The organism is Janthinobacterium sp. MP5059B, assembly GCF_001758645.1.
GTDB lineage: Bacteria > Pseudomonadota > Gammaproteobacteria > Burkholderiales > Burkholderiaceae_D > Janthinobacterium > Janthinobacterium lividum.
The window spans coordinates 142,040-164,125 of record NZ_LRHX01000012.1 but is presented as its reverse complement, the minus strand read 5'-3'; the positions used below and the strand labels follow the sequence as shown (position 1 = coordinate 164,125).

At 59.8% G+C, this 22,086-nt stretch carries 23 protein-coding genes, 1 tRNA gene and 1 pseudogene; 16 read left to right on the top strand and 9 right to left on the bottom strand.

Annotated elements, in window-relative coordinates; translation table 11 throughout:
* Positions 1-132 precede the first annotated feature (132 nt).
* The 4 genes from JAB1_RS15770 to JAB1_RS15755 all read left to right on the top strand — a co-directional run bounded on the left by JAB1_RS15770 (position 133) and on the right by JAB1_RS15755 (position 3,508).
* Positions 133-1,815, top strand: a complete 1,683-nt coding sequence (locus JAB1_RS15770; protein ID WP_070280692.1) for an isovaleryl-CoA dehydrogenase — start codon at positions 133-135, stop codon at positions 1,813-1,815.
* 155 nt (positions 1,816-1,970) lie between these two features.
* Positions 1,971-2,621 (top strand): uracil phosphoribosyltransferase, encoded by a 651-nt coding sequence (upp, locus tag JAB1_RS15765; protein WP_010398816.1) that lies wholly within the window; start codon positions 1,971-1,973, stop codon positions 2,619-2,621.
* A gap of 22 nt (positions 2,622-2,643) precedes the next feature.
* A complete protein-coding gene (locus tag JAB1_RS15760; protein WP_070280690.1) occupies positions 2,644-3,006 on the top strand; it encodes an Hpt domain-containing protein in 363 nt (120 codons plus the stop codon).
* A gap of 298 nt (positions 3,007-3,304) precedes the next feature.
* Positions 3,305-3,508, top strand: coding sequence for a cold-shock protein (locus JAB1_RS15755; RefSeq protein WP_010398811.1), 204 nt, complete (start codon positions 3,305-3,307; stop codon positions 3,506-3,508).
* 376 nt (positions 3,509-3,884) lie between these two features.
* Here JAB1_RS15755 and JAB1_RS15750 read toward each other — a convergent pair whose 3' ends face one another.
* A complete protein-coding gene (locus tag JAB1_RS15750; protein WP_034784477.1) occupies positions 3,885-4,796 on the bottom strand; it encodes a LysR family transcriptional regulator in 912 nt (303 codons plus the stop codon).
* 216 nt (positions 4,797-5,012) lie between these two features.
* On the opposite strand from JAB1_RS15750, the gene aceB reads away from it, so the two are divergent.
* Entirely contained in the window at positions 5,013-6,611 is a 1,599-nt protein-coding gene (gene aceB / locus JAB1_RS15745) for a malate synthase A (RefSeq protein ID WP_070280688.1), read from the top strand.
* An 81-nt stretch (positions 6,612-6,692) separates the two neighbouring features.
* Here aceB and gloB read toward each other — a convergent pair whose 3' ends face one another.
* The gene (gene gloB / locus JAB1_RS15740) at positions 6,693-7,502 is read right to left on the bottom strand and encodes a hydroxyacylglutathione hydrolase (RefSeq protein WP_070280686.1); all 810 of its coding nucleotides are present in this window, start codon (positions 7,500-7,502) and stop codon (positions 6,693-6,695) included.
* 19 nt (positions 7,503-7,521) lie between these two features.
* Between gloB and JAB1_RS15735 the strand changes: the two genes are divergently transcribed.
* From JAB1_RS15735 to JAB1_RS15720, 4 genes are all read left to right on the top strand, one after another.
* A complete protein-coding gene (locus JAB1_RS15735; RefSeq protein WP_034784446.1) occupies positions 7,522-8,298 on the top strand; it encodes a class I SAM-dependent methyltransferase in 777 nt (258 codons plus the stop codon).
* Positions 8,291-8,728 (top strand): ribonuclease HI, encoded by a 438-nt coding sequence (gene rnhA, locus JAB1_RS15730; RefSeq protein ID WP_070280684.1) that lies wholly within the window; start codon positions 8,291-8,293, stop codon positions 8,726-8,728. Before JAB1_RS15735 ends, rnhA begins: the two co-directional genes overlap by 8 nt.
* A gap of 101 nt (positions 8,729-8,829) precedes the next feature.
* On the top strand, positions 8,830-9,546 hold the full coding sequence (dnaQ, locus tag JAB1_RS15725; RefSeq protein WP_034784448.1) for a DNA polymerase III subunit epsilon: 717 nt from the start codon (positions 8,830-8,832) through the stop codon (positions 9,544-9,546).
* Between the two features lie 81 nt (positions 9,547-9,627).
* Positions 9,628-9,702: transfer RNA gene (locus JAB1_RS15720), tRNA-Val, on the top strand.
* A gap of 24 nt (positions 9,703-9,726) precedes the next feature.
* Here JAB1_RS15720 and JAB1_RS15715 read toward each other — a convergent pair.
* Positions 9,727-10,266: an alpha-amylase family glycosyl hydrolase gene (locus JAB1_RS15715; RefSeq protein ID WP_070280682.1), complete on the bottom strand. Its 540-nt coding sequence runs from the start codon at positions 10,264-10,266 to the stop codon at positions 9,727-9,729.
* 481 nt (positions 10,267-10,747) lie between these two features.
* Here JAB1_RS15715 and JAB1_RS15710 point away from each other — a divergent pair, with 481 nt between their 5' ends.
* From JAB1_RS15710 to JAB1_RS15690, 5 genes are read left to right on the top strand one after another with little or no spacing between them, the layout of a single operon-like run.
* Positions 10,748-11,164: a PAAR domain-containing protein gene (locus JAB1_RS15710; protein WP_070280680.1), complete on the top strand. Its 417-nt coding sequence runs from the start codon at positions 10,748-10,750 to the stop codon at positions 11,162-11,164.
* Positions 11,161-11,673, top strand: a complete 513-nt coding sequence (locus JAB1_RS15705) for a DUF4123 domain-containing protein (RefSeq protein WP_240317670.1) — start codon at positions 11,161-11,163, stop codon at positions 11,671-11,673. The genes JAB1_RS15710 and JAB1_RS15705 overlap by 4 nt, the downstream gene beginning before the upstream one ends.
* Positions 11,657-12,004 (top strand): hypothetical protein, encoded by a 348-nt coding sequence (locus JAB1_RS15700; protein WP_034784454.1) that lies wholly within the window; start codon positions 11,657-11,659, stop codon positions 12,002-12,004. Before JAB1_RS15705 ends, JAB1_RS15700 begins: the two co-directional genes overlap by 17 nt.
* Positions 12,004-12,594: a restriction endonuclease fold toxin 5 domain-containing protein gene (locus JAB1_RS15695; RefSeq protein WP_070280678.1), complete on the top strand. Its 591-nt coding sequence runs from the start codon at positions 12,004-12,006 to the stop codon at positions 12,592-12,594. The genes JAB1_RS15700 and JAB1_RS15695 overlap by 1 nt, the downstream gene beginning before the upstream one ends.
* Positions 12,591-13,304 (top strand): immunity 52 family protein, encoded by a 714-nt coding sequence (locus JAB1_RS15690; protein WP_070280675.1) that lies wholly within the window; start codon positions 12,591-12,593, stop codon positions 13,302-13,304. The genes JAB1_RS15695 and JAB1_RS15690 overlap by 4 nt, the downstream gene beginning before the upstream one ends.
* Positions 13,305-13,857: 553 nt before the next feature.
* Here the strand turns inward: JAB1_RS15690 and JAB1_RS30560 are convergent.
* Positions 13,858-14,187: pseudogene (locus tag JAB1_RS30560) on the bottom strand (LysR family transcriptional regulator); the annotation flags it as partial.
* Complete coding sequence (locus tag JAB1_RS15680) at positions 14,180-15,715, bottom strand: MFS transporter (protein WP_083299774.1); 1,536 nt, start codon at positions 15,713-15,715, stop codon at positions 14,180-14,182. The pseudogene JAB1_RS30560 and the gene JAB1_RS15680, both read right to left, overlap by 8 nt.
* A 192-nt stretch (positions 15,716-15,907) precedes the next feature.
* Here JAB1_RS15680 and JAB1_RS15675 point away from each other — a divergent pair, with 192 nt between their 5' ends.
* Positions 15,908-16,810, top strand: coding sequence for a LysR family transcriptional regulator (locus JAB1_RS15675; RefSeq protein WP_070280673.1), 903 nt, complete (start codon positions 15,908-15,910; stop codon positions 16,808-16,810).
* Between the two features lie 429 nt (positions 16,811-17,239).
* Here JAB1_RS15675 and JAB1_RS15670 read toward each other — a convergent pair whose 3' ends face one another.
* A complete protein-coding gene (locus JAB1_RS15670; RefSeq protein ID WP_070280672.1) occupies positions 17,240-18,463 on the bottom strand; it encodes an FAD-dependent monooxygenase in 1,224 nt (407 codons plus the stop codon).
* A gap of 137 nt (positions 18,464-18,600) precedes the next feature.
* Here JAB1_RS15670 and JAB1_RS15665 point away from each other — a divergent pair, with 137 nt between their 5' ends.
* Positions 18,601-19,518: a LysR family transcriptional regulator gene (locus tag JAB1_RS15665; RefSeq protein WP_070280803.1), complete on the top strand. Its 918-nt coding sequence runs from the start codon at positions 18,601-18,603 to the stop codon at positions 19,516-19,518.
* 83 nt (positions 19,519-19,601) lie between these two features.
* Here the strand turns inward: JAB1_RS15665 and JAB1_RS29610 are convergent, their stop codons facing one another.
* From JAB1_RS29610 to JAB1_RS15655, 3 genes are all read right to left on the bottom strand, one after another.
* Entirely contained in the window at positions 19,602-19,871 is a 270-nt protein-coding gene (locus tag JAB1_RS29610; RefSeq protein WP_034784458.1) for a hypothetical protein, read from the bottom strand.
* 251 nt (positions 19,872-20,122) lie between these two features.
* Positions 20,123-20,335, bottom strand: a complete 213-nt coding sequence (locus JAB1_RS15660) for a hypothetical protein (RefSeq protein WP_070280671.1) — start codon at positions 20,333-20,335, stop codon at positions 20,123-20,125.
* A gap of 467 nt (positions 20,336-20,802) precedes the next feature.
* Entirely contained in the window at positions 20,803-22,074 is a 1,272-nt protein-coding gene (locus JAB1_RS15655; RefSeq protein WP_139144576.1) for a hypothetical protein, read from the bottom strand.
* Positions 22,075-22,086 lie beyond the last annotated feature (12 nt).

Here is a 22,086-nt window from a genome sequence, read left to right as displayed (position 1 = left end):
CATTTATCTGCGCCTGCCTTCACTGGCGCGCTTGCCCCGCCATGCGCTTTGCGCTAGTCTGGCTGGCAGACGGTGTTGACGGTGCGCCAGCGACGGCAAGGGCGCCATGATAACAAATCGCGGGAGACTCCCATGAATGCCTTTGACACGCATGAAGTTTTCAACCAGGCTACGCCTTTTGAAAATGTCAATCTGTTCGCCTGCGATCCGGCGCTGATCGAAGCGCTGCTGCGCGAGGGCGGCGGCGCGGCGTTGCAGGAGATCGATGCGCTGGGCGAAAAGCTGGGCCGCGCCGAGACCTATGCGCTGGCGCGCCTGGCGAATATCCACACGCCCGAGTTGCAGCAGTTCGACCGCGCCGGGCGCCGCATCGACGAGGTGCTGTTCCATCCGGCCTGGCATGAACTGATGGCCATCCTCGTGGGCGCGGGCGCGCATGCTTCGCCGTGGGCCTCGCCCGGTCCCGGCGCCCAGGTGGCGCGCGCAGCGGCCTATCTATTAGTGGGGCAGGTGGAAAACGGCACGCAATGTCCCGTGACGATGACGTATGCCTCGGTGCCTGCCTTGCGCCAGGCGCTGGACCTGCCGCACATCGCGCAGCGCTGGCTGCCGAAAATCCTCTCGCGCGAATACGATCCCCGCTCCCTGCCCGTGGAGCAGAAACGCGGCGCCCTGGTGGGCATGGGCATGACGGAAAAGCAGGGCGGCTCCGATGTGCGCAGCAACACCACGCGCGCCGTGCCCGTGCCGCCGGCCGAGGCGCAAGCCCTGTTTGGCAGCGAGGCCGGCGGCGCCTGGCGCATCGTCGGCCACAAGTGGTTTTTCTCGGCGCCGCAATGCGACGCGCATCTGATCCTGGCGCAAGCGGAAGAGGGCGGATTGTCCTGTTTCTTTTTGCCTCGCTACCTGCCCGACGGCAGCCGCAACGCCATCCGCGTGCAGCGCCTGAAGGATAAGCTGGGCAACCGCTCGAACGCTTCTTCCGAAGTGGAGTTTGCCAATGCCTATGGCTGGCTGGTGGGGCAGCCGGGGCGGGGCATACCCACCATCCTGGAAATGGCCAGCCACACGCGCCTCGATTGCGTGCTGGGCAGCACCGGCATCATGCGCGCCGCCTTGAGCCAGGCGCTGCACCATGCGCGCCAGCGGGCCGTGTTCGGCAAGCCGCTGGCCGAGCAGCCCCTGATGCAGAACGTGCTGGCCGACCTGGCGCTGGAATCGGAAGCCGCCACGGCCTTTGCGCTGCGCCTGGCCCGCTGTTTCGATGAAAAGGATGATCCGCAGCAAGCGATGCTGGCGCGCGTGCTCACGCCGGCGGGCAAGTACTGGATCTGCAGGCGCGGTCCCGGTTTCGGCTTTGAGGCGATGGAAGTGCTGGGCGGCACTGGCTATGTGGAAGATGCGCCGCTGGCGCGCCTGTACCGCGAACTGCCCGTCAATTCGATCTGGGAAGGTTCGGGCAACGTCATGTGCCTCGACGTTTTGCGCGCCTTCGGCAAGTCGCCGGCCGCGCGCGACGCCCTGGCGGCAGAGCTGGCGCTGGCCGGCGATGACGATGCCATTTTGGTCGACTACCGCGCGCGCCTGCTGGCCGACCTCGACGGGCCGCAGACGGACGAATTTGGCGCGAGGCAATTATCCGAGCGCATCGTGCTGGCAGTGCAGGGGGCCTTGCTGCTGCGCCATGCGCCACCGTTCGTGGCGCAAGCGTTCCTGCAATCGCGGCTGGCGCAGGCGCCGGGCGGAGCGTATGGACGCTTGTCGGCCGGTACCGATTGTGCGGCGATCCTGGCGCGCGCGCTGCGCGAGTACTGAGTTTGCCTCGGCCCGGGTACGCAATTATTTCGAAAATTCCGGCCACAGGCGGGCTGGGGGCTGGGATAATGCTGCAATCCATCATTTTATCGATACACAGCGCGCCTGCGGCCCAGGCTTGCCGCCGCGCCAGATAGCAGAGAAAGAAAAATAACATGAAACAAGATCCACGCTTCCCGAATTTGTTCATTACCGATCACCCTTTGATCCAGCACAAGCTGAGCCACATGCGCGAGCACGATACGTCGACGCGCACCTTCCGCGAATTGCTCAAGGAAATCACCTTGCTGATGGGCTATGAAATCACGCGCGACCTGCCGCTGACCACGCGCGAAATCAAGACCCCGCTGGTCACCATCGACGCGCCCGTCATCGCTGGCAAGAAACTGGCCATCGTGCCGATCCTGCGCGCCGGCATCGGCATGAGCGATGGCTTGCTGAACCTGGTGCCATCGGCGCGCGTCGGCCACATCGGCGTGTACCGCGATCCTGCTACCCACATGCCGGTGGAATACCTGGTGCGCCTGCCTGACCTGAACGAGCGCACCTTTATCTTGTGCGACCCGATGGTCGCGACCGGCAATTCGGCCGTGTATGCCGTCGACGTGCTGAAGAAGCGCGGCGTCACGGACGAACAGATCATTTTCCTGGCCCTGGTGGCCGCACCGGAAGGCGTGACCGTGTTCCAGAACGCGCATCCGAACGTCAAGATGTTCTGCGCCTCGCTCGATTCGCACCTGGATGACCACGCCTATATCGTGCCGGGCCTGGGCGATGCCGGCGACCGTATCTTCGGCACCAAGTAAGCCAACTCAGGCGAGTATTGCGATGGCAACCTTGATCGATCCGGATTTCCGCGCGCGTTTGCGTGCCTTGAATGAAAAATATGCGGCTGGCGTGCCGGCCCTGTTGCAGGCGATCACGCAGGCAAGCGGCCGTTGCGACAGCGAAGGCCCCCGCCTGGAACCCTTGACGGAGCTGCACCGCGCGCTGCACGCGGTGGCCGGCTCTGCCGCTACCTTTGGCTTTGCCGCGCTGGGCCAGGAATGCCGGCGCATCGAACAGCTGGTGCGTGCCATGCTCAATGCCCCTGCGCAAGCGGTGGCGGAATGGCCCGCCGTGCGGGCGCAAGTGGTGGCGCTATTGGACTGGGCAGGGCGCGATGCGGCTGCCACTCACTTCACCGCGTGAGTGACCGCGTCATAGTAATGTGGTTGCAATGATTCATTTGATGCAACGCAAAGCACCCGCGTCGCAGATTAGGATATAGTGTGTCCATGCCGCTGGTACAGGGCGCCGCAAGACGGGGATTTGGCTATTAAAGTAGTGTTCGCAAGTTTATTTTGCGAAAGAATGGTTTTTCTCAGTTTTGTTGGTATAATTGGGCATCGTTGGATTCGAGGTAGTAGTGCAGTTTGTCTGTCATTTCTTTCTTGCTTCAAACGATATAACGGGCGCAAGCCCAACTTAACTGAAATAGGAAATTGTAATGGCAACTGGCATCGTAAAATGGTTCAATGATTCGAAGGGTTTCGGCTTTATTACCCCTGACGAAGGCGGCGAAGATCTGTTCGCTCACTTCTCGGCTATCCAGTCGAACGGCTTCAAGTCCCTGCAAGAGAACCAACGCGTTTCTTTTGAAGTGACCGCTGGCCCTAAAGGCAAGCAAGCTTCGAACATTCAGCCAATCTAATACGCTGGATCAAACGAAATAAAGAAATCCTCGGTCTCCGAGGATTTTTTTTCGCCTGAATTTCCGTGAGGCACCGGTTTTGCGTGGGCTGCGCGTTCTTTTTGGCATGTTTGCATCGCCACGTAGGTCGGCTTAGCGCTTGCGCGTAAGCCGACAATGGGGATGTGTCGGCTTACGCTACGCTAAGCCGACCTACGCCAACCTACGCCAACCTACGCCAACCTACGCCAACTAATGCTGATCCGGCTGCCAAGGTTGTTTCCTCATACGTCACGACGCCGGACAAAACCGTCGCGAGCGGGTAAAGTACGGGGGGCGAGCCAGTGAGCATCACAGGCCGCCTATGCCGACGCGCAGCAGGTTTGGTCCCGCGTCTTCAAATAGCCCGTTCGCGCCAGTAATCTGGCTGGGCATATGAATGCCTTAAAAAATCCACGAATGCCCGTATGCGCAGCGGCAAGTGGCGGCGCTGGGCGAACACGGCGTAGATGTCGTTGCCCGGCGCGGCGAACTGATCGAGCACCGTCACCAGTTGCCCCGAGGCGATCTCCGCACCCACTTCCCACATCGAGCGCCAGGCCAGGCCCTTGCCGGCCAGTGCCCAGTCGTGCAGCACTTCGCCATCGTTGCAGACCATATTGCCCGCCACCTTCAGAATCACGTTCTTGCCGTTTTCGCGGAAGGTCCAGCCCCGCTGGCTGCCTTCGCTGCTGATCGCCAGGCAATTGTGTTTCGCCAGGTCGGCCGGGATGCGCGGCGTGCCCGCCCGTTTCAGGTAGGCGGGAGAGCCGACCAGCACGCGCTGGTTGTCGGCCAGCTTGGTGCTCACGAGCGAAGAATCGGACAGGCTGGCGATGCGGATGGCCACGTCGATGCCTTCGCCGATCAGGTCGACGAGCCGGTCGTTCAGGTTCAGCGACACCGTCACGTCGCGGTGCTCGGCGACAAACGAGGGAATCAGGGGCGCCACGTGCTGGCGGCCGAAGCCGGCCGGTGCCGAAATGAGCAAATGGCCGCTGGCCTTCACGCTGCGCTCGGCCACGGCCGCTTCCGCCTCTTCCAGTTCGCCAAGGATGCGCTGGCAATCTTCCAGGAAGGCGGCGCCTTCATTCGTCAAGGCCAGCTTGCGCGTCGTACGCTGCAGCAATTTGACTCCCAGGCGCTGCTCCAGCGCATCGAGGCGCCGGCCTATCATGGCCGGGGCGATCCCTTCCGCACGGGCGGCAGCCGACAAGCTGCCTTTGGCGACCACTTCCACGAACGTTGATATTTGTCTGAACTGGCCCATTTTGTGCTCCTGCAATGCCATCACTTGTGATAAAAACGCATAGATGAAGTGATTTTTAATCTCGTTTCCATGCCTTATAGTGCAATACTATAGAACAAACGCGCCGCCCGGCAGAGTGTTTTTGCGGCTCTGTCCAGCTTGTCCGCGCAGTCGTTCAGCATATACTTGGATCACCAGATTACCTTTGCCTATATTTATTAAAAACCGGAGAACTTCATGACCCAAAATACGATCGCACTTCCAGAAGGCATGCAAATCACAGGGGAAATCGCCCCCGGCTATGAACAGATTTTGACGCCGGCGGCGCTGGCGCTGGTGGCCAAGCTGACGCGCGAATTCGAACCGCGCCGCCAGGAATTGCTGGCCGTGCGCGTGGAACGGGCCAAGCGCCTCGATGCGGGCGAGCGTCCTGATTTCTTGCCAGAAACCGCGCACATCCGCGACGGCGACTGGAAGATCGCGCCGATCCCGAAGGCGCTGGAATGCCGCCGCGTGGAAATCACTGGCCCCGTCGAACGCAAGATGGTCATCAACGCCTTCAATTCCGGCGCTGACAGCTACATGACGGACTTCGAGGATTCGAACACGCCGAACTGGGATAACCAGCTGACGGGCCAGATCAATATGTTCGATGCCGTGCGCAAGACGATTTCGCTGGAGCAAAATGGCAAGTCCTACAAGTTGAACGACAAGATCGCGACCCTCGTCGTGCGTCCGCGCGGCTGGCACCTCGATGAAAAGCATGTGCTGGTCGATGGCAAGCGCATTTCCGGCGGCATTTTCGATTTCGCCCTGTTCATGTTCCATAACGCCAAGGAACAACTGGCGCGCGGCGCTGGTCCGTATTTCTACCTGCCGAAGATGGAATCGCACCTGGAAGCGCGCCTGTGGAACGATATCTTCGTCATGACGCAAAATGAACTGGGCTTGCCGCAGGGTACGATCAAGGCGACCGTGCTGATCGAAACCATTTTGGCGGCGTTCGAGATGGATGAGATCCTGTATGAGCTGAAAGAACACAGTTCGGGCCTGAACGCGGGCCGTTGGGATTACATCTTCTCGTGCATCAAGAAATTCAAGCTGGACAAGGATTTCTGCCTGGCCGACCGCGCGAAAGTCACCATGACGGCGCCGTTCATGCGCGCCTACGCCTTGCTGCTGCTGAAAACTTGCCACAAACGGGGCGCGCCAGCGATTGGCGGCATGGCAGCCCTGATCCCGATCAAGAACGATCCGGAAAAGAACGATATCGCCATGGGTGGCGTGCGCAACGACAAGGCGCGCGATGCCACCGACGGCTACGACGGCGGCTGGGTTGCCCATCCGGGCCTGGTGGAACTGGCCATGGGCGAGTTCACCAAAGTGCTGGGCGACAAGCCGAACCAGATCGAGAAACAGCGTCCCGACATCGATGTGAAAGCGTCTGATCTGCTGAACTTCCAGCCGGAAGCGCCGATCACGGAAGCGGGCTTGCGCTACAACATCAACGTTGGCATCCATTACCTGGGTAGCTGGCTGGCCGGCAATGGTTGCGTGCCTATCCACAACCTGATGGAAGACGCGGCCACGGCCGAGATCAGCCGCTCGCAAGTGTGGCAGTGGATCCGTTCCAGCAAAGGCGTGCTGGAAGATGGCCGCAAGGTCACGGCCGAGATGGTGCGCGCCATGATTCCGGAAGAGCTGGCCAAGGTGCAGCGCGATGCGCCGGGCGGCAACGGTCCGACCTATGTGCGCGCCGGCCAGATTTTCGAGGAAATGTCGACGTCGGAATCGTTCGCCGAATTCCTGACCTTGCCGCTGTACGAGGAAATCTGATCCTGATCAAATAGATCTATAAAAAAATCCCGGCGATGCCATAAAGCATCTGCCGGGATTTTTTATTGCAGAGGGATCCGCTTAAAAATTATTCTTCCACATCCGCAAGGCCGCGAATGCTTCCACGGGAGAAGCGTCGGTGGCCAGCTTGCCTTCCACCTTCAGGCTGGTCAAGATCGCCGGTTCACGGTAGCGCAGGAAGGGATTCGTGGCCTTCTCCAAGGCGATGGTCGATGGCACGGTCGATAAACCTTGCTGGCGCTTTTCCGTGTCGATGGCGATGCGTTCCTGCAAGGCCACATTGCCCGGCTCGACGGCGTTGGCGAAGCGCAGATTGGACAAGGTGTACTCATGCGCGCAAAATACCTCGGTATCGTCGGGCAGGGCGGCCAGCTTGCCCAGCGAATCGGCCATCTGGCCCGGCGTGCCTTCGAACAGGCGGCCGCAGCCGCCGGCAAACAGGGTGTCGCCGGAAAACAGCCACGGCGCGCCACTGCGCTCGTCGCGCTGCCGCACGTAGGCGATATGCCCCTTGGTGTGGCCGGGCACGTCGATGACGGTCATCTGCAAACCCAGCTCGGGCACATAGGCGACATCGCCTTCGGCAAGCGGTTCCGTGATGGCTGTGATAGCCTCATTGCGCGGGCCGAAGACGGGGACGGCGAAATGCTGCAACAATTCAGGCACGCCACCCGTGTGGTCGGCGTGGTGATGCGTGAGTAAAATGGCGGTCAAGGTCAACTGATGGGCTTGCAGCGCATCGAGAATGGCCATCGCGTCGCCAGGGTCGACGACTGCGGCATGGCGGCCGTCATGGATCAGCCACAGGTAATTGTCGGCAAAGGCGGGCACGGCAAGTACCGATAAAGCGTGTTCAGGGGAATTGGTCATGAGCAAAAGAGAAAACTGAATGGACAGTGTGGCATCCGAAAAATCCATTATAGCGCTTGACGGCTGGCTGCAGACGCCGGCCGGTCTGTACGTGCGCGCCTGGGAGCAGCAATGTCTCGACAGCCTGACTGTCGATATCTTCGGTTTTAATGCCGTGCAGATCGGTTTGCCCCAGCTCGACGCGCTGGCGGCCAACCGCATGCCCAACAAATGGCTGCTCGATGCGCGCCTGCCTTCGCTTCCGCCGCAGGAGCGCCGCCTGACGCTGGTGTCGGCATTCGATGAGCTGCCGTTCGATTCGCAAAGCCTGGACCTGGTGGTCTTGCCGCACGTACTCGAATTTGCTGCCGAGCCGCACCAGGTCTTGCGCGAAGTCGAACGCGTGCTGATACCGGAGGGGAGGGTGATCGTCTGCGGCTTCAACCCGGCCAGCCTGTGGGGCGCGCGCCAGGGGCTGGGGCGGGTCACGGGACGCCATTACCTGCCGCAGGCGGGCGAGCTGATCTCTATGCCGCGCATGAAAGACTGGTTAAAATTGCTGAACATGGGCGTCAGCCAAAGCCACTTCGGCTGCTACGCACCTGCTTGCAGGACAGAAAAATGGCTGCGCCGCAACGCCTTCATGGACAAGGCCGGTGCGCGCTGGTGGCCATATCTGGGCGCAGTGTATATAGTGCAGGCGATCAAGCGCGTCAAAGGGATGCGTTTGATCGGTCCGGCGTGGACCAAGAAACCGGCGACGGCGCCCGCAGGCGCACCGGTCACGAATAAAAGGCGGGAACAGCAAGATGGATAAGGTTGAGATTTATGCCGATGGCGCATGCAAGGGCAATCCGGGCACGGGCGGCTGGGGCGCGCTGATGGTTGCCGATGGCGCCAAGAAAGAAATTTACGGCGGGGAATTGAATACGACGAATAACCGCATGGAATTGAAGGCCGTGATCGAAGCCTTGACGGCGCTCAAACGTCCGTGCCAGGTAGTGCTGTATACCGATAGCCAGTACGTGCAGAAGGGCATCAGCGAATGGATCCACGGCTGGAAGGCGCGCGGCTGGAAAACGGCGGCCAAGGCGCCCGTGAAGAACGTCGACCTGTGGCAGGCGCTCGATATGGCCCAGGCCGTGCATGAAGTGGAATGGCGCTGGGTGCGCGGCCATAATGGCCATCCCGGTAACGAGCGGGCCGATCAGCTGGCCAACCTCGGCGTGGAAACGGTACGTGCCTGATAATTAAATTTCTGCCCTGAAGCAGCGGGCAGGCCGTAACCGGAGGGCACAGGTTTGCTATACTGTGCCCTTCGCTTTTTGCTTTTACGACTGAATCTGCCATGCGTCAAATTGTTCTCGATACTGAAACCACCGGCCTGAACCCGCGCACGGGCGACCGCATCCTGGAGATCGGCGGGGTTGAACTGAACAACCGTATGTTGACGGGGAATAATTTCCATCAATACATCAATCCCGAGCGCGATTCGGAAGAGGGGGCGCTGGCCGTCCACGGATTGACGACGGAGTTCCTCAGCGACAAGCCAAAATTCGCGGAAATCGCGGAAGAGTTTCGCGCGTTTATCGCCGGCGCCGAACTGATCATTCACAACGCCCCGTTCGATATCGGCTTCCTGAATGCGGAATTCAAGCGCCTGAACCTGCCGCCAGTCCACGAGCAAGTGCATGGCGTGATCGACACCCTGGTGCAGGCGAAGGAAATGCATCCAGGCAAGCGCAACTCGCTCGATGCCCTGTGCGACCGCTACGGCGTCTCGAACGCCCACCGCAAGCTGCACGGCGCGCTGCTCGACTCCGAATTGCTGGCCGATGTCTACCTGGCCATGACGCGCGGCCAGAACAGTCTCAGCATGGAAGAAGAGGTGGAAGTGGCCGCCGATGGCGCCGCCCTGGAAATCGTGCCCTTGGCCGAAGTCATCTTCCAGAGCGCCACGGCCGACGAGCTCGCCGCCCACGAAGCCACCATCGCCGGCCTCGACAAGGCCGCCAAAGGCCAGTGCATCTGGACCGCCGTCACGGCGCCGCCAGCGGCCGCCTGAGAAAGAAGCGGGGCACGATAAATTTCCTCTCGCCAGCCCTTGCAGATGCCGCAACACCTATGCGATAATTCGCCTCGCTTCGGGAGGTTAGCTCAGGGGTAGAGCACTGCATTCACACTGCAGGGGTCGCAAGTTCGAAACTTGCACTTCCCACCAAGAATTCGAAATAAAATCAAGTACTTACATAAAAGCCGCCTGTCTCCGATAGGCGGCTTTTTTTGTAGGTGTGATTTCTGGGTTTGATTTACTTTTTTTGAACCAGCGCTGACAGCCTATGAAGCGCCGCCCGTTGAGCATCAATCTGTAGGTGGGCGTAGCGCTGTGTCGATTGCGCCAGATGTAGTAGTCACGGTAGGGGCTATCCTTGGATTTCTTCGCCTCGACGAACCAAGCATGCTCGTCAGAGGTGTGGTTGACCACAAGATCCATCAAAATACGGATGTCGCGCTTGGCCGCCTCTGCGATCAACAGCTCCATCTCGGCCAATGTGCCGAATTCAGCGGCGATATCCTGATAGTCGGAGATGTCGTAGCCGTTATCGTCCATCGGCGACCGGTACACTGGCGACAGCCAGATCAGGTTGATTCCCAGATGTTGCAGGTAGTCCAGTCTGCCGATGATGCCGGCCAGATCACCGACCCCATCGTGATTGCTGTCTTGAAAACTACGTGGGTAGATCTGATACACGACGGCGTTATGCCACCATTTCTTATCCAACATGATTAACTTTCTCGCTTATTGATTGGCGGGGTAATTCCCCATTTTTAGAGCACTCTAAAAGTAGGGGGTAAGCGGCCATGGCAAGCTTCTGTTTTGGCGCGATACCGCCAGGTGCCATGTCGCGTCAGTCGTGATGGCAACTCCAACGCCAGCATGCAAAATCGTCGATCCCATTTCGCGCCTCAAGTTGAGGGGTAGGCTGTCGAAGCCAACTGTGTCGTTATAGCGCTCAGTAGCAGGCATTCTGCCGCGGTTGCTCGATCGAAAATAATACCATTTACCATCCGTTATGCTAGGGAAGGTTCAAGTCTACCTTTACATCGGCATCAATGTCACAATTCGCATTTAGAACAAAGAAAAGTTCATTGCGCTTTGATCCAACCGCATTATTGTTAATTTTGAATCGTGCTAACCTGATGTATCTGAAAAATATGCTATAAATGCAACTTATTGCGTTGCAGCACCCATTCAGGAGCATCATTTGAGCAGACCTTTCATTGTCATGGGCGACAAGACCAGTCATGGCGGCACGGTCATCAGCGCCGATTTCACCTGTGACATCAATGGCAAGAATATAGCGCGCGTCGGCGACATGACGGTGTGCCCCAAATGCAAGGGCACGTTCCCCATCACCTCTGGACCGTCCGACGTCGTGGACGGCACTGGTAATGGTTATGCGCGTCACATGGATTCGACCGCTTGCGGTGCAAAACTGATTTCCGGCCAAATCACGACGATCTGGTCGAGCGAATCGTCAATCGGCGATCCTGCTGCCGACGACAAAGCCGATTCCTTAGCCGCTGCGTCCCTGATCGCGTCGCGCACCACGTCGGGCGTATGTCTGGACTGCTTGCTCAAGGCAGCGGCCACCGGCAGCGCGATTGTGGTGCGCGAGTGACCGCGCCAATCGATGTGGTGGCGCGCCTCGCGCAGCTACAACAGTCCACGCCTGCGTTGAGACTGTACGCCCTGGTCGATGGCGCGCAGTATCGCACACAAATCGGCACATCCTTAACCACGCGGGAGGGTTGCCATTCCTTGTTCGCTGGCACCCCGGACGCGGCCTTGGCCCATGCCGGGCCATGGCTGGTCGATGCCGAGCAAGCCAGCGATGCGTTGTTTGACGCACTGGTGTCACTGGAACACGCAGCCCCCGCCGTCACTTGGCTGATTGCGCCTCAAACGATCACCGGCCTGGCACAACTGTTGCAACTGAACCTCGATACAGCATTACCGGACGGGCGTACCGCGCTGCTGCGTTTCTGGGACCCGCGTGTGCTGATCAGTCTGGCCGAACTGCTGGAGCCGGGGCAGCGTGAAGTTTTTTTTGGCCATATCCACGAATGGCATTTGCTGCATCAGGGCCAACGGACATGGATTGGAAGGCAGCATGCTCAAGCTCAGTAAATCCCAGTGGGAAGAACTGCAGGCACGCGACGCGCGCCAGTTCGCGACTGCCGTATGCGATCAGTTTCTGGCCAAGCGTCCCGACATGCTGGCCCTCCCTGGTCGCGCCGCAGTGCAAGACCGCATGCAAGCGGCGAATGATTACGCGATACGCATCGGTTTCACGTCGACACCGCATATCGTGTGCCTGATGTACCTGGCGGCGGATGCACAGGGCATACACAACGATCCGCTGATCGATGCCTACCTGCACAAGCCCGGCGCTACGCCAGAACAGCGGCTGGACGACATGCTTGCGGTGTTGAACAAGAAACTGGAAAGGACGCACTGATGGGATCTCTGGCCATTCCTGCAATTGAGGCGGTGGCGGTGCGCGCGCTCGCGGCACTAGGTGTCGGCGTGGCTGCGGGTGCCGCCGGCGAAGCTGTGCGCAAGCGGCAGAAAGAAGCCGATGAAGCCAAAGCCACGCCGGTCGCGCGCACCGATGCCCAGACCAAGAGCAAAGAGAAGTGCAGGGAGTGCCCTCCAGACACTGGCGTGCCCTTTAACCGGCCCACGGCGGGTTGGTCGAACACGTCAATTGCCTACCAGCAGCGCATTGCCGGTCTGCCGGTCGGGCCAGGCTTCATCACCGAATGGATGTTTGGCGGCGTGACCTTCGACGGCTTTGACTCCAGCCAGTGCATGCTCAAGGAGGCCAAAGCGAAATATGATCAATTTTTTGACGATGACGGCGATCCGCATGAGTGGTGGAAAGGTGATGAACCAGTGTTGGCAGAGGCAGTCAGGCAATCTGCCGTCGCAAAGCCGATGCCACCGGTTCAACTCCGCTGGTACTTCATGCAATCTAAAAGTTATCGGTTTTTCTCAAAAGCACTCATGACCATGCGGCTTCCAATCGAAACGGTATTCAATCCATGAAACGTCCCTACGAATTCACCACTATATTCCGTCATGCCAGCGCGCTTGAGATCAAGACGATGTTGGATGAACTGCATGGGCTCGTACCTGAGCTTCTTGCTTGTTCACCGATATTGGATGGATGGCTTCTCAAAGGCAACACAAAAGCAGAAGCGCTACTTTACAAAGTCTTTGGGCCTGCTGGCCCGAGCACAGCAGCAATTGCAGTGCTGACTGAATCCTTGAAGCACGATGTGGACCCGCGTATCGTCAGCATGTGGAATGGCCGCGACGGCAGCGAAGGTGCGTCTGTTCAGTACGTTGGCCGACCCATACCGGAAACAAGTATGGTGGTACTGCGTGCAAAGCCTGGCGCCTTCGCAAAAGATTGGCGACTCGTCACAAGCCTAATTCACAAGTCCATAGCACTATGGCATCCCGCCCTCGTGACGATTGAATCGGCCGGCTACTTTGACAAAAAGGTTTTCAAAGACCGCCCAGGAATCGGCTGGATGTTGTACCTGCCTCGGGTACTCACTGTTCAGCAAGTACCCGAGGCTCGCGCGCTAGTGCCGGTTCTGGGAGCCGACAAGAAGCAGATTGGCACGATCATCGTCAGTGTCACCGACGCGCCATTCTCTGACGAGAATCCCGAGCACGTCAAGATCGCCAACTCCATCGAAATCCGATTAGTCGATCAAGACTTGCTGCCCCGATACGTGGACTTTTGAACGACATCAACCTTCGTGCGGTATCGCGGAAGGTTCTAATGGAATGGACGCCCTCTTTCAAACAGGCATCTAGGTGCCAAAATAGGGGGGCTATCTCCCTAACCGAAAGGAGCGTCCACCATGAAGATGACTACTGCAGGCATTGACCTGGCAAAGAACGTTTTTCAGGTTCATGGCGTAGATGCTCAGGGTAAAGCCGTGCTGCGCAAAATTTGGATCGATCGGAGATGACGGAATACTTTGTCGATCTACCGCCAACGCATCAAGTCAAAGTCGGCGCACCGCAAAACCTCAGCTATAACGTTGCAAGGTGTTTAGCCATGGAAGAGATCCTAAAGGAGCCCGCCAAAGCCGGATTGGCTTTTGCTAGCGCGCGGTAGGAGTCTCTGCGGGGCAGGGAAGATAGACCCAACCCCGATCACATCGGTGGATCAGGCAGCCACGCGATTGCACACCAGGAATCTGGCAGAACACCCAGGACCTAACACGATCCATGGGTTTCTCATCTTTCAAGGACTATGGGGCAGGAGAGTCTAAGCTACTGGTGGCAATTCAAGCGCGACGGCGTGATGCCGTCGGACAACGCGATGCGCAACTGGCCGTGGAAGCCGTTTGCAGTCGCTTTCACGCTATCGCTTGCCTGCTGCAAGGCGGCGAAGACGCGCGGTACATGATCGAGGAACAGTTTGCCCGCGCGAGTCAGCCGTGTGCTGCGCGTGGTGCGGGCGAGCAGCACAACACGCAGTTCTTCTCCCAGCTCCTGTATGGCGCGCGACAGCGGCGATTGCTCGATGTGCAGCTGCTCGGCGGCGCGGGCGAGGTGTCGTTCTTCAACGACGGCCAGGAAGTATCGTAAATGTCTTAATTCCTTGCGATCAGTCATGCCGTCTTACCCTGCCCAACAGCAGGAGCACCAGGATCGCCGTCGCTGCCGCAGCGCCCGCAAGGACAAGAAGCTGAAAACGGAATGCGTCTTCGTATATCTGCAACAGCAGCGACCGTCCGGCCGTCGGCAAATGCACCAGGGCATTCGGTAGATCGCTCATCGCCAACCGGCTCGATGCTTCGACCAGGTCGGCATTCGCCACTTGCCCTGATGTGCCATTCGGCACTGAAGCCACCAGTCCAGAAAGAATGTTGGCGGACATCAGGGCCCCCACGGCGGCGATGGCCATCCCGTCGCCGGCCAGGCGTACCGCATTGAAGATTCCGGCCGCCATGCCCGCCCGTTCCTTGGGAACAACGCTCACGGCCAAACCATCCATCAACCCCCAAGGCAGGCCGATGCCGATGCCAATCACCAGCATCGCCAGCAAACGCGCGCTTTGCGCATCGCCGGATAGCGTCAAGCCCAACCAGGCAAGTCCGGTTGCCGCAATGGCGAGGCCAATGCCAGAGAGCACGCCAACGTTGATCCAGCGCGCCAGCAGACCGGCAATGAAGGGCACCACTAGCAGCGGCGCGGACAATGTAATCATCATCTGCCCGGCTGCCAGTGCGCTGTATCCTTCGACCCCGATGAATCGGGCTGGCAGCATGACCAGCAGCACGATGTACGCATAGGCCGGCGCAATCGCCAGCACCTGCACTCCGACGAACCGGGCATTGACGAACAGAGACAGGTCGAGCATGGGCTTGGTCTGCCGGCGTTCGATGACGACAAAGGCGGCCAGCAACATGAGGGCGCTCGCCAGGCAAGCCAGGACCCAGGCATGGCTCCAACCTCGCTCGGGGGCAAGAATGATGCCGTAGGTCAGCAGGGCCAGACCGGAGGTAAAGCTGATGGCGCCGGGCCAGTCCAGTCCCGTGGCGTCGGGGGCGCGCGTCTCGCGGGCAAATGGTGCAATGAGTGCGGATGCCAGCATGGCGACGAGCGCCGGCAGAAAGAACACCCATTGCCATCCCAGGGTGTCGATCAGCAGTCCAGCCATAAATGGGCCGAATGCCGCTCCAGCACCGAAAGTCGTACCGATCAGGCTGAATACGCGCGTGCGGGCGTGTCCATCGAACTCTTGTGTCAGCGCAGCCATCGCGCCCGCAAAGGCTGCAGCCGCGCCCAGGCCTTGGATGAGTCGAAGGATGTCGATCCAGAGCACGGACGGCATGAAGGGAATCGCCGCCGTTATCAAGGCGAACAACAGCATCCCAGACAGCCAGACCCGCTTGCGCCCATAGGTATCGGCCAGGCTGCCTGCGGCCAGCGTCGTACTGCCGTAGGTCAGGATGTAGGCGTTGATGATCCAGTTTAGCTCGACCGCGCTGCCGCCAAGCGCCTGGCTGATCGAGGGAACGACCACAGCGGGGCTGGCAATGCTCAACGGAATGACCGCCGCGGTCAGGCAGCCGGTCACGATCAGCGGGGTCTTATGAACCCTCGCGTCCGACGCAGATGCGATGGTGGTGGTACTCATCGGGTATCCCTTAAAGATGGCGAGTCACTCCAGGCTTCCTCCGAGAGTGACTCACGCTCTCGGATTCATGGCTGTGGCGGCAATGCCGCGTCAGCCCTACTGTATAACTGAGGATACAATGGAACTATTCATGGGAAAATAGTGCAGATATCATGATTAACATGACTGATTGGTCATCAATTGGAAGGTGGAATGGATAGCCACAGCGGCATGACGATCTTTGTGCAGGTCGCCGAATTGCGCAGCTTCGCGGCAGCGGGACAGCGGTTGGGTATCTCCGCGTCGGCGGTCAGCAAGGGAGTAGCACGGCTGGAGCAGAAGTTTGGCGTGCGCCTGTTCCAGCGCAGTACTCGCAGCGTGAGCCTCACAGCGGAAGGCGCGCTGTTCCTCGACCGTTGCCGACGTATCCTTTCCGAGATCGCGGCGGCCGAGAATGAACTGGCCAGCACGACGACAAGCCCGCAAGGCCGACTACGGGTGAGCCTGCCGCTGGTCAGCGGATTGATGTGGCCAGTGTTGTCTGCCTTTGCCAGCCACTATCCGCAGATCGAACTCGACCTGGATTTCAGCGACCGGCTGGTGGACGTCGTGGACGAAGGTTTCGATGCGGTAGTGCGCACTGGAGACTTGAGCGATTCCCGCCTGATGAGCAAGCGCCTGGGGATCAGCTGCTTTGTCTGCGTGGGCGCGCCACGCTATTTTGAGCGGTACGGTACGCCCGAACGGCCCGAGGACATCGCCCGGCACGCTTGCCTGCTGCATCGCATCCCAAGCACCGGCCTGCTGGAAAAATGGCGCCTGCGGCGCGGCGACGAGGACGTCGACATGCGCCCCGCAGCAAGCATGACGAGCAATCACCTCGAGACCCTGCGGCATATGGCCATCCAGGGCCACGGCATTGCCTACCTGCCGGATTTCGCGGTCAGGCCGGCCCTGGATCGCGGAGAGCTGGTGACGGTGCTGGACGAATGGGCCGGTTCGTCCAGTACCTTTTGGCTATTGTGGCCGTCTAATCGGCAAGTGTTGCCCAGAGTCCGGGCGTTCGTTGATTTCATGGCTGAACATCTGTTTCCGGTGGGATCTTCAGATGATTGAAAGACCGCGTTGCCGCCCGATCTCCCACTACACGCCACCGCCGCGCACCGTCGCGGCGATCTTGCGCTTCTTTAAGGCTGCTGCATGAAGAAGATCCTTCATGCAACAGTAGAGCGCCTTGCATGCGCTACTGGTGGCGATTCAAAGGCCGGCTTTTGCTAAGACGCGGCAGGAGTCTCAGCAGGGCAGGGGAGATAGACAGGCCAGACCCGATCTCGTCGTTGGATCAGGCTGCTATTAAATTGCACTCCAGGTGCCTGGCAAGACCCCAGACCCGAACACGATCATCGGCTCTTCTTCTTTCGACAACCATGCATCAGGAGAGTCTAAGCTACTGATGGCGATTCAGTCCGAAAATGCCAGGCTTGCTCAATAGTGAGGCGTCTCGCGGCCGGAGACGCCATGCGGTGTCTACATTGGCACAGTCTTTCAGAGACGGTACAGACTGCCGAAGCCAACGCTGTCCACCGGCGTGCCATCCGTGCAGCCGGCCATTGGCAAACCCTGCGCCCATCCTGCTGCCAAGGCATGCACGTCACGCAAGGGATCGGACGCCTTGGCGCGCTCATTGCGAATGCGGCAGGTTTCAGGATCAGTGGCAAACAGACCGCGCGCGAAAACGCGACCCTGCTCGGCCAGCTTCGCGGTCTTCGGCCCGCGGATCTCCGCGAAGCGCAGCAAGGCTGCATCGAGGCAGCCGTCCGCCCCAACCAGACACCGCGCCAGATGCCAGGCGTCTTCCAGCGCCTGACAGGCGCCCTGGCCAGATGTCGGCAACGGCGCGTGCGCCGCATCCCCCACGAGCAGCACATTGGCCCGGCTCCACGTGTGCAGCGGCTCCAAGTCGTGCACGGCAATCAGTCGGATGGCATGCGCCGGTGTCGCCTGGATGATGCGGGTGACAGGCTCCGGCCATCCCGCGAACAGATCCTCAATCTCCTTACGCATATCCGCTGCGGGCGTCGCCCCCGGCAATGGGCGTGCCTGCGCCGCCGCCCAGTAGACCAAATCCGGCCGGACCGCCACGCAACCGAAGCGATCCCCCGAACCCCAATAATCCTGAATCGCGATATCGTCCACCAAGGCACTCTTTCCCTGCGCCACACCCACCCAGTTCACGAAGCCCTGATAAACTGGCGTGTTGTCCCCCGCGACGAACCGGCGTGCCACCGAGTCCATGCGGCCATCGGCGCCGATCAGCAGATCCGGACGAATGCTTACCCCGTTTTTGAACCGCGCCACGGCTTTGCCGCTAGCATCGAGGTCGATCGCCACCGCCTGATGCCCGAATTCTACCGGGATCCCGGCCTGTGCCGCATGATCCAGCAGTACCGCCTGCAAGTCCCGGCGCAAAATCGTATGGGTCGGATGTCCCATAATCTGGTCTAGCAGCGCAATATCGATGCTCCCCAAAGAATTGCCTGCGGCATCCTGGCGGTGCATGGCCACTGGCCGGCCTCCCACTGCAGCGATGTCTTGCAGCAGCCCTAGTTCCTCCAGCACAAAGCCGGCGTTGGGCCAGAGCGTAACGCCAGCCCCCATCGTCGCAGGCCCCGCCCGGCGCTCATATACGCGGGGACTGTACCCCTGCTTGCTCAAGGCAAGCGCCACGCTCAAGCCTGCAATGCCGCCGCCAAGTATTCCGATTTCCATGCTGAAGCTCTCCTATTCAACCCGTCCCGACGCGCCGCCGACGGCGATACATCGGACGAGACGGCATCTTAAATTCCGCCACTGTGGAGTACTAGTATGTGAAAATGGGCGGCTTTCATACCTTAATCGGGATAATCATGCGCAATGCCCTCGACCTGAATACCGTCCGTGTCTACGTGGCGGTCGTCGATGAACAAAGCTTTGCTGGCGCGGCACGCCTGCTGACCCTGCCATCTTCTAACGTCAGCCGCCACGTCGCCTCGCTGGAACGCATGCTGGGCGTCCGCCTGCTGGAACGCAGCACCCGCCATCTGCGCATGACGGAAGCTGGCAGGCTACTCTACGAACGCGCCAAGCCCTTGCTCGACGCCTTACTCTCCACCGAGGAAGAGCTTGGCGCAGTGCAGCGTGAACTGCGCGGCACCCTAAGGATGTGCATGCCAGGCGAAGCGCCAAGGCTGCTAGCTCCTATCCTGGCCGAATTCTGCAGCCTCCATCCCGGCGTCGAGCTGGAATGCGATACGCGCCTGACCGGTCTCGAAGCTCTCCGGGAAGACATGGACCTGTCCATCGTCTTCCATCGTGGGCGCCAGGACGACAGTACCTTCATCACCCGCGAACTCGCTACGCTGCCCAGCATCGTGGTCGCAGCGCCGGCCCTGCTAGCCAAAACTGGGATACCGCGCCAAGTGCGCGAACTTAGGTCATTGCCTTGCATTACCACCTTGAGTGCGTTAAAGGGCCAGCCCTGGCAGTTTCTCGACGCCACAGGCGAAATCGTGAAGGTATCCGTGCGTAGCCGCTATCGCGTTAACAGCGGAGAACTGGCATTGGCGGGCGCGCGGCAAGGCATCGGCTTTGCGATAGTGGCGGCCTATCCATGCCAGGAAGATCTTGCCGCGGGCCGATTGCAGGAAGTACCGCTGGACCTGTGCCCTGCGCCGCTGCAATTGCTTGGCGTGTACAGCCATCGTCATTCCGTGACTGCGCGGGTTCGGGCTTTACTGGAATTGATACAGGTGCGGTTGGAAGGAATCGGGAGCGGCTCAAGATGAAAATCGCATTGAAGAACGCGCCCGCATAGCCGAATGTCTGCTCTGCAACCCGAAGCGGTCATAGAATTACCGAAGTAGGCGGATCAATGAAGTGAATTCACAGCGTCTTGGATATCGTTGATCAACAAGGCGAGATCGGGATTGTCGCCGTACATGTCGAGTTCGCGAGTGGCAATCAATCCCATGGACAGCGGCCCTGGCGCTGGGTCGGAAGGACCTCCAGACACAAATCCCTCACTCCAACCTAGTTGTCGTAGGATAGATTGCCCAGGTGGCCAGCCTTTCGCTGCCAGAGGCTGAATCTGCTGAATAGCTGATTGAATCTTCCGCAAGAGCATGATTTTATCTTCCATTTTTTCTTGCTCGCACGAGTGACCGCTTATGGCCTATTGTGTTGAAAAACGCGGGTACGTTGACGTTACGATAGAAATCCTGCCAACCCAGACTGGCCAGAACTGCCGCTGTTGAACGATCAGCGACTGCCTGAAGGTCTGAGACCTTCAGAAATTGTTGCCGTTTGACTTCTTCAACACAATAGCTCCAAAGCAGACCTTTTTGCCATTGATTACCACGTAGGAAACAGCATGTACGTCATACCTTCACGTCATGGTACGCAGCCCCTGGTCAGCTGGCCATCGCTGAAGGTGTTCAGGATATCTGACGGCACAAAGCGCATTTTATTGAGGCGCTCGCGCAAGAGAGCAAGCTGATGCCGGCCCACTGTCAGGCCGACATGCCGGTGGTCCGCCACGATGTCATCGGCTTCCGTGGGCGGCGCCAGCTCCAGCACGGGTTCGGCAATGGTCGTCGCGCGCATCCAATCCCGCTCCGGCACGCTCGCCGCGGCATCCTACATGGCCATGCGCCGGTTGCCCGTCAGCGTCACCAGGGCATTGACCGACGCCAGGGCCTTCATATCCCCGCATCGCGCGTGTTTTTGAAGGGGCTGCAGCGCGGGCTTCCTCGATGCGCCAGGCCGCTTCTTTCACCATCCCGTTGATATTATTCAAACCAAGGCGTACCGCCAGTCCGCCATCGGCTCCAGGCATGCTTCCCATCCTCTCGTACAGACATCGACGGACCTTACCTCGACGTCATGCCGGCGCGCCATCTTACACCAGAGAGTAGCGGCTATGAAAAACCATGGGCTGGCTGTTGAGCAGGGCGGCCAGGAACTCGGCGGGATGATGGCGTATGGGAAAAGATGACTGTTCAGGGGGCGGCCTGCATCGTCAGGATGCGCCTCCCGGCATCAATTTACACTGCGGCAATTTCTTGCGTATGCTAGTTCCCCACCGCCCGATCCGGGATGATCCATTGGAAATCCGTGAGGGTGAACGGTGCCAGGCAGGAGCTCCTGGGGTTGAGCGAGGCGCGCAGGTTCGGGCATTGTGGATTTTGATAGCTGGCCACGCCTGGTGTCATGGCTTTAAAGCTGCTGGGCCAGCCCGCGTTGGCGTGGCAGGTGTAGCAGCTGGTGCCGACGGGGTGCGTCACCAGTTCGATGTACGGGTTGGTGGCGACGGGGAGCAGTGCCGGATTGCCTTTTTCCGGGATGCCGTAGGCTTCTGTCAGCAGATAGTGTTTCCATGGCCCCGTGGCCTGGATGTCGGCCGGGCGGTTGGCGGCGTATGGCATGCTGTCGGGGCGGTCCGACCACCACACGCTTTGCAGGCCCCAGCTGGGAATTTCCTTGGTATTGATGTGCATGGCGACGGTGACCAGATAGTCGCCTGCGCCGAATGGCTGGCCGTTCAGCCAGTAGCTGGCGGCGTTGATGATGGCCTTGTCGGCATCGTCGAAACTGGCCCAGTCGGCGTCGCTTACCTTGTGGTGGTAGAAGTCCTGCAAGCCGTACACCTTGGCCAGTTTGGTGATGCTTGGCCATGGCGTCGTGCCGCCGTGCTTGTACACGCCATGCAGGTAGCTGACCTTCGCCATCCGGCCGACCTGCTTGCCGTCCGGGTCGATGGCAACGGCGGTATGCCACTGTTCGTAGCCCGCATAACCGGTATATTTGGCGCTGAAGTCGTCGTGCCACACGGGCAAGGCGGTCAGACCCTTGGCTTTCACTGGCCAATACATGTGTTTGGTCACGACATAGCTGGCTGGCGCATTCAGGTTATGCACGCGCTTGGCAGGGTCGTCCTTGCTGTACAGTGCGTCCAGGGTGCTTTTCTTGTAGACGGGCTGTTTGGGATCGCGGATGAAATCGAGCGCTTCTTTGCTCAGCGATTCCGTCGCGATCATGATATCGCCGTTGAACGCGAAGTGGATGCCATCGAGGATGCCGCTGACTTTGCCATCCTTTGCGTACGTGATGGCGCGCGGATAGGCCTTGATGACCTGTTCCGGAATCGGGTAGCTTGGCGTGTTTTTCAGGTTGACGGGAGTCAAGGTGCTTGCGCCCAGGCGGCCCATGTGGCGCTTGGATGGCTTCGCGCCCGCCGTGTCGGTTGCCGCCGTGGCGGTCAATGCCGTGGTGTCGGCAAACGCGTCAGTGCCGTTGGGCCAGGTGTACCAGACTGGCCAGTCCAGGCCAGCGGCCGGTTGCATGATGCCCGCCCA

Excerpts from the sequence above, each read along its gene's own strand:
- JAB1_RS15655 (WP_139144576.1), bottom strand. The coding sequence starts at position 22,074 with ATGCAACCGGCCGCTGGCCTGGACTGGCCAGTCTGGTACACCTGGCCC.
- JAB1_RS15670 (WP_070280672.1), bottom strand. The coding sequence starts at position 18,463 with ATGGAAATCGGAATACTTGGCGGCGGCATTGCAGGCTTGAGCGTGGCG.
- JAB1_RS15690 (WP_070280675.1), top strand. The coding sequence starts at position 12,591 with ATGAAACGTCCCTACGAATTCACCACTATATTCCGTCATGCCAGCGCG.
- rnhA (WP_070280684.1), top strand. The coding sequence starts at position 8,291 with ATGGATAAGGTTGAGATTTATGCCGATGGCGCATGCAAGGGCAATCCG.
- JAB1_RS15700 (WP_034784454.1), top strand. The coding sequence starts at position 11,657 with ATGCTCAAGCTCAGTAAATCCCAGTGGGAAGAACTGCAGGCACGCGAC.
- upp (WP_010398816.1), top strand. The coding sequence starts at position 1,971 with ATGAAACAAGATCCACGCTTCCCGAATTTGTTCATTACCGATCACCCT.
- JAB1_RS15750 (WP_034784477.1), bottom strand. The coding sequence starts at position 4,796 with ATGGGCCAGTTCAGACAAATATCAACGTTCGTGGAAGTGGTCGCCAAA.
- aceB (WP_070280688.1), top strand. The coding sequence starts at position 5,013 with ATGACCCAAAATACGATCGCACTTCCAGAAGGCATGCAAATCACAGGG.
- JAB1_RS15715 (WP_070280682.1), bottom strand. The coding sequence starts at position 10,266 with ATGTTGGATAAGAAATGGTGGCATAACGCCGTCGTGTATCAGATCTAC.
- JAB1_RS29610 (WP_034784458.1), bottom strand. The coding sequence starts at position 19,871 with ATGGAAGATAAAATCATGCTCTTGCGGAAGATTCAATCAGCTATTCAG.
- JAB1_RS15735 (WP_034784446.1), top strand. The coding sequence starts at position 7,522 with ATGGACAGTGTGGCATCCGAAAAATCCATTATAGCGCTTGACGGCTGG.
- JAB1_RS15660 (WP_070280671.1), bottom strand. The coding sequence starts at position 20,335 with ATGCGCGCGACGACCATTGCCGAACCCGTGCTGGAGCTGGCGCCGCCC.
- gloB (WP_070280686.1), bottom strand. The coding sequence starts at position 7,502 with ATGACCAATTCCCCTGAACACGCTTTATCGGTACTTGCCGTGCCCGCC.
- JAB1_RS15675 (WP_070280673.1), top strand. The coding sequence starts at position 15,908 with ATGGATAGCCACAGCGGCATGACGATCTTTGTGCAGGTCGCCGAATTG.
- JAB1_RS15680 (WP_083299774.1), bottom strand. The coding sequence starts at position 15,715 with ATGAGTACCACCACCATCGCATCTGCGTCGGACGCGAGGGTTCATAAG.
- JAB1_RS15770 (WP_070280692.1), top strand. The coding sequence starts at position 133 with ATGAATGCCTTTGACACGCATGAAGTTTTCAACCAGGCTACGCCTTTT.
- JAB1_RS15695 (WP_070280678.1), top strand. The coding sequence starts at position 12,004 with ATGGGATCTCTGGCCATTCCTGCAATTGAGGCGGTGGCGGTGCGCGCG.
- JAB1_RS15665 (WP_070280803.1), top strand. The coding sequence starts at position 18,601 with ATGCGCAATGCCCTCGACCTGAATACCGTCCGTGTCTACGTGGCGGTC.
- dnaQ (WP_034784448.1), top strand. The coding sequence starts at position 8,830 with ATGCGTCAAATTGTTCTCGATACTGAAACCACCGGCCTGAACCCGCGC.
- JAB1_RS15760 (WP_070280690.1), top strand. The coding sequence starts at position 2,644 with ATGGCAACCTTGATCGATCCGGATTTCCGCGCGCGTTTGCGTGCCTTG.
- JAB1_RS15755 (WP_010398811.1), top strand. The coding sequence starts at position 3,305 with ATGGCAACTGGCATCGTAAAATGGTTCAATGATTCGAAGGGTTTCGGC.